A 12,802-nucleotide genomic window follows, 5' to 3' on the forward strand; every position below is an offset into this window, starting at 1 on the left:
AACACTCAACAACGCAACAGGAGGAATTGAAGGCAGCAAAGAAGTAAAATCTAGGCCATAATCTGGCCATCAGGGTGGGTCAATTTTAGATGCAAATCCTGGGTCAGTTTTAAATGCAAATCAACAGCGTCGGGTTTGATTGTAGAACATCTCAATATAATCGAACACGTCGCTGCGTGCTATATCGCGTGTTTTATAGATTCTTTTCTTAATACGCTCTTTTTTTAAACTGCTGAAGAAGGACTCCGCGACGGCATTGTCCCAGCAATTTCCCCGCCGACTCATACTAGGTTGTAAGTTGTGGGTTTTACAAAAACGTTGCCAGGCATCGCTTCCGTATTGTGAACCCTGATCTGAGTGTACGAGTACACGCTGCTTTGGGCGTCGCCGCCATACAGCCATAAGCAATGCATCTAGTACGATTTCTTTTGCTAGGCTCGGTTTCATTGACCATCCGACCACCTTTCGAGAATACAGGTCAACAACAACGGCAAGGTAAAGCCAGCCCTGACAAGTTCGCAGATAAGTAATATCGGTTACCCACACCTGATCCGGATGCGCGACCGTAAACTCTCGTTTGAGATGGTTGGGGGCAATGATTGACGGCCGCCCCGCGATCGCACGAGGTGTCTTATAGCCACGAATAGCCTTGATTTGATGGCGGCGCATGATTTTGGCGACGCGATGGACGCCACAACTTTCACCCACCTCTCTGAGATCTTGAAACACTCTTGGCGAGCCATAGACGCCCGCGCTAGCGGCGTAGGATGCCCGTATTAGAGACAGTAATCGCATGTCTTCAATCGCGCGAGCAGACAATGGCTTATGTAGCCACGCGTAATATCCGGCTCGTGCAACATCCAGCAATCGACACATTGAGAGAATACTGAATCGAGTTTTATGCTCGTTAATAAATTGGTACTTCACTCTGGCTGGCTTGCAAAGTACCTTGCCGCCTTTTTTAGAATATCTCGCTCTTCCTCCGTACGACGGAGCTGAGCGCGCAATTTAAGGACTTCGGTTTTGGCTTCTCGAAGTTCATTGGCGTGAACTTCCGATTGATCCGGTTTGACCGCATTAACCCACTTATAAAGACTGTGGGCAGAGACCCCCAAACGCTCTGCCACTTCAGCGACCGAATAACCCCGCTCGACAACCTGTCGAACGGCCTCGTCTTTAAATTCTGGTGTATAACGTTGACTACTCATAGGGCTTCCTCCTGCACTCACAGAATAGCGCTGAGTTGTCTAGATTACTCGGGGAAGTCCACTGACAGTTATTTACTGTCCGCTAAAGTGGTGCAGATCCATGGCGTTGGAAAGCATAAGTATTAATCAATACCAAACTCCCACTTAATTTTTAGGCCGTAAAGTCGTGGTGGCGCTAGGGTGACGGTTCGGCCAAAGTCCTGTTGAAGAATGCTGCTAAAGTAATCTTTGTCTTTGGCGTTATCAACGAAGGCAGTGAGTTGAAGTCCCCAGGGGTTGTAGAAGTAAATTGCACGCGCAGACCAGATCTCATACTGGTCTTGTACATAGAAGGGGGAGTTTTGCGGCGTAGTGAAGTACTCGCTTTTGTAGGAGTAATCTACTGCAAACTCGATAGCGCCGGCATCGCCGATATTGACGTATTGATTGACTGAAATCGACGACGAAAATTCGGGCGTGCGCGGCACGCGGTTACCAGTGAAATCTCGGGGCCCGTTGATAATGTCACCAATCGGAAGCGGCAGCTCGATGCCTAGTAAGGCGAGCGGTATATCTTCTAAACCGCCGGGGCCAAAATAGAGGCCGGTTGTGTCGTCGAAGCCTTCGCCATTTTTATAGTCGGTAAATTCAGAGTTGATGTAAGTCGCACCTCCGGTCAAGGCTAAGCCGGGGTTGAATTCAGGCATCGGTTGCCATTGGAAATCAAACTCGACACCTTTTGCTTCTGCCGTACCGGCATTGGAATAACGTACAGTTGCGCCAGACGTAAACGAAACTATACCTGTTAAAAGGTCTTTGGTTTTAGATGCAAAAATTGCTGCATTGAACGTCAAGGTCTTGTCTAGCCACTCTGATTTAAAACCTAATTCAGCTGCGGTGGCTTCTTCGCCTTCAACGGCATTTGGGTTGCCAAAGAAATTAACGATGTTATAGGTTGGGCTTTTATAGCCGCGCTGCAAGGATGCGTAAACTTGGATGGCTTCGTTAGGAAACCATTGCAGGGCAATTTTCGGAGAGAAGGTTTCTTCTTCAAGCGGCGGCGCATCAAATTCTGAAATGAGAATATTGCGCGAGTAATCATTACCCTCGTAATAGGCTTGCGAAATACCGGGGGTAAGGGTATCGACTAGATAGAGGTTCGCGTTGCCGATTTCTCTAGTTTCCTCTTGGTATCTCGCGCCGAGAGTAAGCCCCCATTCGTTATTAAAATTATACGTTCCCTGAAAGTAGATGGCGTCAGATTCGGTGTAGAGCAAACCGCCTGATTCCATGGTTACCTTTGATGTTCCCGCCAGAATATCGCCAAGTTGCTCGGGTAGAAATGCGGTAGCGAAGCCGTTGTTTAGGAAGAAAAATAGGCGCCCAAAGCCACCTTCAGATTCCAGTCGGTAATAGCCCGCAACCCATTCAAAGTAATCTGCGCCAGGCGTATTTTGATTGGATAGAACTTGTAGCTCGTAGGTGTGTTGCTCGTTGTATTGATCGTAGGTAAAAAAGCCTGCACGATCTTCGTCAGTGGAGTCATAATCAAACTGACCAAAGTCGACCTTGGCTAACTGGTCGCCGTAAGTAAACTTAAGGTCTACAGGGCCTGGCCGCCACTCTAGAATAGCGCCAGCCATGGTATTGATTGTGCCATTTCCCCCTTTGAAATTGGTGTCAGTATTTCGGTCTGCTTCGTCTCCCTCAGCGCCAGCGCCAAGAAGCAAAGAGGGACGGGTATTCTCCTGTACTAATGAATTTCCGTTGAACTGATTAATATACGATCCGATTAGGGTTGCCGAGAATACATCGCTGTCCCATTTAATTTTTATTCTGCCGCCCTCAGAAAAGTCCTCCCTAATTGGAAAGTTATTGCCATTGCTAAAATTATCACCGTAATTCTCGTGGCTATCTTTGAAACCGGCGAATGTAACACCGAGGCCATCAATGATGGGAAATCCAAGATATGCCTGGAATTTCTGCGTGTCATAGTTACCCATTACGTATTTAATGTTACCGACGATCTCGTCCACTGGCGGGTCTTTTGTGATAATGCTAATCGCCCCGGCTGTGGCGTTCCTGCCAAACAAAGTGCCCTGTGGCCCTTTTAAAACCTCGACCCTTTCTACTGGTCCTAAGGTGTCTTGTTTTCCCTGGCTTGCGGGGATATTAATGCCGTCGATATACGTTGCCACGCTGGGATCTGCATTTGGTAGAAATGCATCACTACCTACACCGCGGATGTAGATTAATGTGTATCCATAGGTATACGTGAATGTAACTCCCGGCGTAATTCGTTGTAGATCAGCGGTGTCTTCAATATTGAATGCATCGAGTTTGTCGCCGGAAAAAGCCTGTATTGAAATCGGCACGTCCTGCGAGTCTTGCTCGCGTTTTTGAGCCGTAACGATAATCTCTTCGAGTAGACGATTCCTTCTGACATTGTCAGTGTCTTTTGCGACTTGCGCGATTACCCACGTCGGAAGACAAGATATGGCGGCGACAACTAGCGGTAAACTTGTTTTCATAGGCAGTGATACCAATACAGTTCTTATAATTACTAATAATGAACAATGAGATCAAATTAATCACAGGCGCGGCGCTTGCCGGAGTCGTTCGCACGGCATATGGGTAACAACCGAACTCTGAGTTGCATCAGTATTTTGTAGCTCATTGCTACGTCTCATTTTCCATCAAACGTGCTTAATTAAAGCTCGCATTTTGGTCGCATTTCGATCAGAGGGGGCTCCAGAGTATTGTGGAATGCCGTGCGGCTCGTCGCTTTAGGCCTATAAGCGCGATCGATATGGCAAATACGAGCAATAATCGAATAGTAATTCAGCCGAAATACTGATTAATTGTTTAGCGGAAATATTGCGGATTCTGCTTGTTGTGGGGTGGCTGTTGTTTGCAGGAAAAGTGAATTTAGCGGCTAGATGGACAGACTTTGGCAGCAGGTATGAATATTAAATCGCATAGAAAAATAAAACTGTAGAGATCTGTTTATGGCGAATTCAGGAAAACCTCGACTGGTGATTTATGGCATCGGCCAGTTCGGAAAACACGTTGTACGCTTTGCTGTGCAGAAGGGTTGGCCAATAGTTGCGGCCGTGAATCGCGCTGGTGACAAAGTGGGTAAAGATGTAGGAGAGTTGGCGGGTATTGAGGCGCTTGGTGTGCTTGTTCAGGATTGCGATACCGTAGATTACGGAAGTCTAAATGCCGATATTGGCGTGGTAACCACAACCAACTTACTCGATGTAAATCATGAAGCACATACTCGCTTATTGAGCGCCGGCTTAAATGTGGTTTGTCATGGTACGGAATCGTATTACCCAAAAGCGAACAACCCCGATTTAGCAGTTAAGTTAGATACCCTCGCAAAAGAGCGCGGCGTGACATTTACCGGGTCGGGAATATGGGATATGTCGCGTATTTGGTCTGGGATGTTAGTCGCGGGCCCGACTGTGGAATTAACCTCGCTTTTCCATTCTAGTCGAACTGATATTGTTCCTCAGTGCGAGAGTAAAGAGCAGACTTACCCGTTTGGTAATACCCTTACCGTTGAGGAATTTCACGCGAGAGGTCTGAGTAAAAATCCGATAGCAAAATCGTACAAATCTATTCCAGAACACGTCTTGGCTGGGTTGGGATACACCATTAAGAATACTAAATCCTATGTTGAGCCAGCAGTGTTTGATGAGGATTATGAAAGTGAGTTTATGGAGTGCGTTATTCCGGCGGGCAACTGCGTTGGTATTCGGATAATTGCAGAAATTGAAACGGAAGAAGGCGTGACAGCTAGGTCGGAAATCGAGGTGCGTCATTTTAGGGATGGCGATGTTGAGCATATGTTTTGGGAGGTAAACGGTAACCCGAAAGCGCGAATGCGAGTAGAGCGGGAAGACTCCTCGTATATGTCGGCCGCTTGTCTATTCAACCGGATACCTGACGTTATTGCAGCACCGCCAGGTATTCAGCCGGTATCCAAGTTGGGCCCGCTGAAGTCAACCGCGCTTATCAATACCAGATCATAATCAGCGGCGGGATACTATTTAAATACTATAATTTAAGGGTTCAATATGCTGGATAAACAGCGGTATGAGGCACAAGGCCTTGAGTTAGATGCAAGTAAGCTGATTGTGGAAGCGCAGGGTGTAGCTGGCTTGACAGATTTTGGTCCATTCGAATTTGAAACGGCTTTAAGAAAATTGCTTGATTGCTTTGCGAAAGATATGCCGCTCAGTGAGCAGGGCATGGCGCTACTTAAGGCAGATATTGTCCGCCTGCTAGTCAACCGCTTGCGTATGGAACGAGATATCAAGGCGCATCCAGAGATATTGCAAGAAGACGTATCCGATCCGTTCATTATCATCGGTTTGCCAAGATCAGGCACGACTAAACTGCATAAGATGTTCTCCGCTCCAGATACGGTACAGAAAACCTTGTTTTGGCGAATGCAAAACCCCGCACCCTTTCCAGATGCAGTGCCAGGAGAGCCGGATCCACGAATTGCTGCTATCGCGAACTCAGGCCTTCTAACCGATGATAATCCAGATATGAACGCGGCGCACCCGATCGCGATAGAGGAGGTTGAGGAAGAGGGACTTGTATATCAGATGAGCTTCAAGGACTACACGTGGAGTCAGCTGCTGGACAGCCCAGAATATTTTGACTGGATAATGTCGGAGTCGAGTACAGAAGGCTACAGCTTGGCCAAGCGTGTTTTTCAGTATCTGCAGTGGCAGGACGGCGGTAAACGTGGCCGGCCCTGGGTCTTTAAATCTGTTCCGCATTTTGCCTATTTGGATACCTTGCTTGAGCATTTTCCAAGAGCGACGTTTATACAGCCGCATCGCGATCCGCACAAATGCATTCCATCCTTTGCAAAATTTACCAGCGGCTTGGCGCACATCTATGCCGACTCTTTTGATGAACATAAACACGGCGCTGAAACATTAAGAACCTGGAGTATTGCAATGAAGCGCTTCCTCGCTGTGCGGGAGCGTTTGCAATTAGATGATCGCATCCTCGATGTGGATTACGAGCTTGTGCGTCACGATCCAATGAAAATCGTTCGTGAGGCCTATGCAAAATCGCCTTATGAGTTAAGCCCTGAGGCCGATGAAAAAATGTTGGCTTGGCATACACACAACGTTCAGGGTAAGCACGGCAAGCATGAGTATTCGCTAGCGGAATTCGGCTTAACGCCCGATGATATAGAAGATAACTTTGGTCACTACATGAGCCGATTTATAAATAAGCATTGATACCTTTAGGCTATTCGAATGAATAATAATGAGAGGCCTGTCGAGCAGCAGGACCGCATAATGCAGAAGATGCAAGCATTGATAAAAAGCGATTCGCAGCTGGCATTGTTGATTCCATCGCCGGCGGTGGGTGAGGCAATTTGTGCCCCAGATTTAAGTCTGGCGGAAACGATGGATCGTGCTTTTGCGGGCTACGCCGATCGCGAAGCACTTGGGTCTCGCGATTACGATATTGTCTGGTCTCCGGAGTATGAACTGCATAGCCGCGCCTATAAACCTAAATTCAACACCATTAGCTATGCACAGTTACAAAGCCGAATATACGCGATTGCCAATGTATGGAAGGATCATCCAGATTATTATGTAAAGCCGGATGAGCGTGTTTGTATCTTTGGATTTACCAGTGCTGAGTTTACTGCTTTAGATTTTGCCACTGCCTATGTTCAAGCCATTACGGTGCCCATGCAAACGGGTACGTCGCAGCAGACCATCGACCAGATATTCGAGACAATTCAGCCGGCGACAGTGGCTGTTACCGCGAAAAATTTAGTATCGATGGCCGAGCATGTTGCCGGTAAATCGTATATTCGCAATCTTATCGTCTTTGAGTATGACGAGCGTGACGACAACGATCAGGCGGCATTTCTTGCGGCAAAAGCTATTCTTGAGGACGACCGCGCCTCTGCGAACTTGATCTCGTTGCAAGATTTGGTTGCTCTGGCGAAACGCTCAGGATGGACTCACCTGGCGCCCCATCCCGATGGCGGTGATCGTGTTGCTTCCATTGTCCATTCGTCTGGCAGTAGCGGCACACCGAAGGCAGCGATGGTGTCGGAAAAGGCAATTCGCTATTACTGGACCAGTATTGTTGAGAATGGGCCGCCGATTGTGGCGCTATGCCTCGCGCCATTTAGTCATCTCTTGGGCAAGGGAACGCTTGTCTCTGTCTTAAAGCACGGCGGAACGGCATATTTCACGCTGGCGCCGGATATGTCCACCCTGTTTGACGACATTCGAATTACAAGGCCCACTTTCGTAGGTTTTTTCCCGCGAATAATCGAACTGATATATCAGCACTACCAGAATGAGGTTGCTCGGCGTCTGCGCAGGGGTGCGAGCGATCAGCCTGTGCGTGAGCAGGTAAAGCGCGAGCTCGGCCAATCTTACTTAGGCGATAGATTGTGCTTTGCTTTATTCGGCGGGTCGCAGATGTCCGCTGAAGTGCGATCGTTCTTCTCGGACTGTTTCGACGTGCAGCTCATGGACGCCTATGGCAATACCGAGGGAGGACAAGTTGCCGTAAACGGCTTTGTTCAGCGGCCACCGGTATTAGAGTACCGACTTAGAGATGTTCCGGAACTCGGCTACTACACAAGCGACAAACCTTATCCCCGCGGTGAGTTTTGCTTTAAAAGTATCCAGATTATTAGCGGATACTATAAGGCGCCGGAAGCGTCGGAAAAATTATTTGATGAAGATGGCTTTATCTGCACTGGCGATATTGTTGAGGAATATGAAACCGATCATATCGCCATCATTGATCGCCGCAATGATGTATTAAAACTCTCGCAGGGCGAGTATGTCCCGATTGGCTCTTTGGGGCCAATTTTTGAGGGCGCAAGTGATGTAATAAATCAGATCTATATCTACGGCAATTCTCAGCGTGCGTATCTGCTAGCCGTGATTGTGCCCAATAGCACTGTAGTGGAGAACTATCTTGGCGACAAGCCGAGTGCCGACGCGGTACGAGCTTTAATTCATCAAGAGTTGCACCGCGTTGCGAAAGAAGAAGGCATTAAAAGTTTTGAGATTCCAAAGGACTTTATCGTCGAATGGGAACTGTTTAGTGAAGAAAACGGCCTGCTTTCCGGCTTGCGTAAGAAATTAAGGCCCGCGCTGGAAAGGAAGTATGGCGAGCGCCTTGAGGCCATATACGAAAGCCAAGAGGACGCAAGCAAAGAGAAGCGGCGGGAGCTAATCGAAGATAAAGATTCCATGAGTGTTCCAGAAATATTAACCAAACTATTAGAAATTGATCTTAATATTCATGTCGCCAGCAGCACAATGTCTTCCACCTTTTATGAATTGGGCGGTGATTCATTGGGTGCCGTACTTTTCTCACAGTCACTTGAAGAAGTGTTTGGGGTTGAAGTAGCGGCGGATATGATTCTTAGTCCAACCGGTAACCTCGCCAAGTGGTCTGCATATATTCAGAAATCACTTCTAGGAAAGTCTGAACGTCCGAATTTTGCCAGTATTCACGGTAAGGGCGCGACCAAGATTACCCGCGAAGACCTCGATTTAACTCATTTCATTGCCCCCGCTATTCTCAATAGTAGCCGAGAACTATCGGCACCGCAGGGCCAAGAAAGCACCGTACTACTAACGGGGGCAAATGGCTTTCTCGGGCGCTTTGTATGTTTGGCGTGGCTGGAAAAATTGGCGCTTACTGGCGGGAAACTGGTTTGCTTAATTCGGGCTGCCGACAACACTTCCGCAAAGGCGCGGCTCGACAGCGCCTATTCAGGTCAAGATCCGCAACTCGAGTCGCGTTATCAGACCTTGGCCGCCAAGCACCTGGAAGTACTTGCTGCGGACGTCGGTGAAGAAAAAATGGGTCTCAGCGACGCCGATTATCAACGCTTGCTGCGTAATGTAGATCGCGTTGTTCACGTGGCTGCACTGGTTAATCATCGATTCTCATACGCAAATTTGTTTGGTGCGAACGTGTTGGGTACCGCCGAGGTAATTAAGTTCTCTCTGTTAGAGCATAAGAAAAATATCGACTTTATTTCAACCGTAGCCGTCTACTCCTTGCTGGATACCAGTGAAGTGAGTAGTGAGGAGTCGCCGCTCCTCGATAGCATTGCACTGAGCGATGATTATGCGTCGGGGTATGCGGCGAGCAAATGGGCTTGCGAGCAGCTATTACAACAGGCAAACCAGCATTGCGGTCTCGGCATCAATGTATTTCGCGGTGACATGATGTTGCCCCATCAACACTATATTGGCCAAGCAAATACAGCGGATATCTTTGTTCGATTGATCTTCAGCATTATCCACACTGGCCTCGCCCCCTATTCATTCTTTCCACTGCAAGAAGGTGGTGGCAAGAGGCTGGGACATTACGATGGAGTTCCGGTGGATGTCGTGGCTGCGGCTGTGGTTGGCGCACAAGGTAAACCTGGCGAATACCAAATATTTAATATTGAAAATTATCATAGCGATGATGGTTGCTCGCTCGATACGTTTGTTGACTGGATTGAGGCGGAAGGATACCCCATTAAACGCGTTAGGGATTACCGCGAATGGTTTGATACTTTTAAAGCTGCGCATTTAAATTTGTCGGAAGCTCAGTGCGGCCACTCGGCCTTAGACGTTTTAAGTGCCTTTTCGGCTCCACAACCGCTTGCCAACGAGTTGATGCAGTGCGACAGGTTTAAGCTTCTTGTGGCTGATCTGCTCGGTGAGAGCGGGCTACCTCATCTTTCGCAAAATTATATTAGGAAATGCCTGCGAGACATGACCGCGCTGGGGCTGATAGAAATGGCGGAAGCGAGTAACTATAAAGTCGTGTAACAAAAATTGGGGAATTGTGATGATAAAGGCCTATGCAGCGTCGTTACCGGGTGGACCACTCGAAGCGTTTGAATATGATCCGGGAGAATTGGGTAATACCGAAGTTGAGCTAGACGTTCTGTACGCGGGAATTTGTCACACCGACCTCGGCATGATTGATAACGATTGGGGCTTCTCGCAATACCCGCTTGTTCCCGGGCACGAAATTGTTGGCCGTGTTGCGCAGGTAGGCGGTAGCGTCAAATCTCTGCACGTTGGGCAGACCGTGGGACTAGGGTTTCATGCCGGATACTGTTTGGCGTGTGATGAGTGCAATAGCGGTGATCATAATCTATGTGCTGCGGCACGTCCGATCATGGCGGGACGTCATGGTGGGTTTGCTGATAAGGTCCGCGCTGAAGAGGCAAGCCTGGTATCTATTCCAGACTCTATCGATCTGAGGTCAGCTGGCCCTATGTTTTGTGCCGGCGTAACGGTATTTAATCCGTTTTTGCAGTTTAATATAAAGCCCTCCGACAAGGTGGCAATTGTGGGTATCGGCGGCTTGGGACATCTCGCATTGCAAGTTGCCAATGCCTGGGGCTGTGAAGTAACCGCGTTTACGTCAAGTGATAAAAAAATAGAGGAGGCGTATTCCCTAGGTGCCCATCATACCTTGAATTCTAAAGACCCTGACCAAATCGCGTCTGTGTCGGGAAAATTCGATCTGATTATTTCTGCGGTAGACGTTGCCTTAGATTGGCGTTTATATCTGCAAACTTTAAAGCCACGTGGTCGATTACATTTTGTGGGCGCGTCAGCGATACCGCTAGATCTCACCCCACTAGACTTAATGAGCGCTCAGCTTTCCCTGTCAGGCTCAATGGTGGGTAGTCCGTCTACAATGGTAAAAATGTTAGATTTTTTTCAGCGCCACAATATTAAACCGGTCGTGGAAATGTGCTATTTCGATGAGATTAACGGGGCGATAGCTAAGTTAAGAAATGAAAAAGTTTACTACCGACTGGTCTTGCAACATCGATAATTGGCTCAGATTCGCGACGCTAAATACAATAACCTCATAACGAGAATTTACTATGTCTATTCCACTACTCTGTATTGCACTACTGGCTATTCTGCTTATCTCTTTGGCGTTTACGGTGTCCATGGCGCGTGGAAAATCCAAGATGATGTACGGATACAAGACCGACCCGGAAGATCGCTTATACAAATCAGTCCGCGCCCACGGTAATGCTACTGAATACGTCCCCATCATTGCGATACTGATTTATATATTAGGCACAATGCCGATTTCTATGTGGATAATGTGGTGCATGATAATAGTGACACTATCACGTTACCTGGCAGCGGCTGGCCTCCTTTTGCCCAAGTCGCTAGCCAAACCGAATTTACTAAGGTTAGTGGGAACCCTTGGCACCTATCTCGCGGCTTTGGGGCTGTGTATTGCGCTTTTTCTAAAGGCAGTCAGTCTGTAAGAAATTGGTCTAATTTCTTTTAATTTCTGCGTCAGCCAGATTCATATTGAATTTGAAGGACGGCGATGAGCGGGTAAGAAGTGATTTTAATTTGCTAAGCGCTAACCATGACCGTGGGCGGCGATAATAATGCATTCTCTTGTTTTGCTATTGACTCGTCGGGGTTAACCCCTGTCGTGTCAACTCCGGCTTTCCCGTCAGGGTCCTTAATCTACAACTGTCATACGTTTGCTGACGCACATGCTCAGTATCTTGAGTCGTTGATCGCTCTCCTAATTGTCTCAATTACCTAGCAAATGAATGGTATATTTTTGCCGAGCGAAGATTTATGCTCGTTTTATCGGCAGCCGCTTAGAAAGCATATTTAAAAAAGAGCATAGGGAAGTGAGGCAGACATATGAGACCCCTCCGAAATTACATGTGCGCATGATCGCTTTGTCGAGGCGCGCCTTAGTATGAATATTCAAATTTCCTTATTAAATTAGTAAGTTACGTTAGTTTCGCCGATATATCGATTTTGGCAAAACGAGCATGCGTATTATTACAATGTTAAATGAATGGAAGTCATGACGAGTAATGAGTTTAAACTCCTTGAGTATTTGGTGGGACATTTCCAATCGGGAAATATTAGCCCGGATGACCCTTCGACTCACTTGCCTTACTCGAAGGTGTTGAGTGATGTAGGCTTTCCTAATGACGGTCGAACTCCTGGTGACAGCCTTAACAGGCATGCAATGGGTAGCTTGGCTGAGTGGCTCCATGAGAACAATTTACCAGCTATAACCGGTATTATCGTTAACAAGCTTACCGACCAGAATAGAGGTGGTTTTCCGTCCAAATCATATTTAGCTTACCATCAACGGCAGGATATGGACTTTGAGTGGCAGCGAGCCGAAATTAGAAAGGCGTGTCAGATTGACTGGAATGCCGAGCTAGAAAAGGCGGGGATTTTGCTTGAGGGAGATTTTGAACTGCCTGAAGAAGTTCCTGAAACTCTAACAGAGGGCTCAAAGAAAACAATTACAGTAAACGCATATGAACGAAATCCTGCCGCTAGAAATTCATGTATAAAAGAGCATGGTGTTACATGCGTGGTATGTGAATTTAATTTCGAGGCATTCTACGGCGAAAGAGGTAAAGGATTTATTCACGTACATCATTTGCGCGCTCTTGCAGAAGTCGGCGAGAAATACGAAGTCGATCATAGAAAAGGCAATATAAGCATAGAGAAACTTAAAAACGAAATATCATCTAACAAAGCATTGCAACGGACAAGAAACTAAATACG

At 47.4% G+C, this 12,802-nt stretch carries 8 protein-coding genes; 6 read left to right on the top strand and 2 right to left on the bottom strand.

The features are described 5' to 3' along the window. Window positions 1-120: 120 nt before the first annotated feature. Window positions 121-1,208 (bottom strand): IS3 family transposase gene (locus tag ABD836_RS15150; protein ID WP_344937581.1). Its coding sequence is split into 2 segments (ribosomal slippage): window positions 121-965 and window positions 965-1,208, totalling 1,089 coding nucleotides; the frame shifts between segments, so codons are not numbered across the junction. A gap of 122 nt (window positions 1,209-1,330) precedes the next feature. Further along, on the bottom strand, window positions 1,331-3,718 hold the full coding sequence (locus tag ABD836_RS15155; RefSeq protein ID WP_344937583.1) for a TonB-dependent receptor: 2,388 nt from the start codon (window positions 3,716-3,718) through the stop codon (window positions 1,331-1,333). Window positions 3,719-4,195: 477 nt separating this feature from the next. Between ABD836_RS15155 and ABD836_RS15160 the strand changes: the two genes are divergently transcribed. The 6 genes from ABD836_RS15160 to ABD836_RS15185 all read left to right on the top strand — a co-directional run bounded on the left by ABD836_RS15160 (window position 4,196) and on the right by ABD836_RS15185 (window position 12,797). After that, complete coding sequence (locus tag ABD836_RS15160) at window positions 4,196-5,227, top strand: hypothetical protein (RefSeq protein WP_344937585.1); 1,032 nt, start codon at window positions 4,196-4,198, stop codon at window positions 5,225-5,227. A 45-nt stretch (window positions 5,228-5,272) separates the two neighbouring features. Then, the gene (locus ABD836_RS15165) at window positions 5,273-6,460 is read left to right on the top strand and encodes a sulfotransferase family protein (RefSeq protein WP_344937587.1); all 1,188 of its coding nucleotides are present in this window, start codon (window positions 5,273-5,275) and stop codon (window positions 6,458-6,460) included. A gap of 60 nt (window positions 6,461-6,520) precedes the next feature. Next, a complete protein-coding gene (locus ABD836_RS15170; RefSeq protein ID WP_344937589.1) occupies window positions 6,521-10,039 on the top strand; it encodes a thioester reductase domain-containing protein in 3,519 nt (1,172 codons plus the stop codon). 19 nt (window positions 10,040-10,058) lie between these two features. Next, window positions 10,059-11,063: an NAD(P)-dependent alcohol dehydrogenase gene (locus ABD836_RS15175; RefSeq protein ID WP_344937590.1), complete on the top strand. Its 1,005-nt coding sequence runs from the start codon at window positions 10,059-10,061 to the stop codon at window positions 11,061-11,063. Window positions 11,064-11,115: 52 nt separating this feature from the next. After that, the gene (locus ABD836_RS15180) at window positions 11,116-11,514 is read left to right on the top strand and encodes an MAPEG family protein (RefSeq protein WP_344937591.1); all 399 of its coding nucleotides are present in this window, start codon (window positions 11,116-11,118) and stop codon (window positions 11,512-11,514) included. A 566-nt stretch (window positions 11,515-12,080) separates the two neighbouring features. Further along, entirely contained in the window at window positions 12,081-12,797 is a 717-nt protein-coding gene (locus tag ABD836_RS15185; RefSeq protein WP_344937592.1) for an HNH endonuclease, read from the top strand. Window positions 12,798-12,802 lie beyond the last annotated feature (5 nt).

Origin of the sequence: Zhongshania borealis (genome assembly GCF_039539625.1) — a bacterium.
Lineage (GTDB): Bacteria > Pseudomonadota > Gammaproteobacteria > Pseudomonadales > Spongiibacteraceae > Spongiibacter > Spongiibacter borealis.

Bases quoted from the DNA above. Each gene is read 5' to 3' on its own strand.
- ABD836_RS15155 (WP_344937583.1), bottom strand. From the start codon at position 3,718: ATGAAAACAAGTTTACCGCTAGTTGTCGCCGCCATATCTTGTCTTCCG.
- ABD836_RS15160 (WP_344937585.1), top strand. From the start codon at position 4,196: ATGGCGAATTCAGGAAAACCTCGACTGGTGATTTATGGCATCGGCCAG.
- ABD836_RS15165 (WP_344937587.1), top strand. From the start codon at position 5,273: ATGCTGGATAAACAGCGGTATGAGGCACAAGGCCTTGAGTTAGATGCA.
- ABD836_RS15170 (WP_344937589.1), top strand. From the start codon at position 6,521: ATGCAGAAGATGCAAGCATTGATAAAAAGCGATTCGCAGCTGGCATTG.
- ABD836_RS15175 (WP_344937590.1), top strand. From the start codon at position 10,059: ATGATAAAGGCCTATGCAGCGTCGTTACCGGGTGGACCACTCGAAGCG.
- ABD836_RS15180 (WP_344937591.1), top strand. From the start codon at position 11,116: ATGTCTATTCCACTACTCTGTATTGCACTACTGGCTATTCTGCTTATC.
- ABD836_RS15185 (WP_344937592.1), top strand. From the start codon at position 12,081: ATGACGAGTAATGAGTTTAAACTCCTTGAGTATTTGGTGGGACATTTC.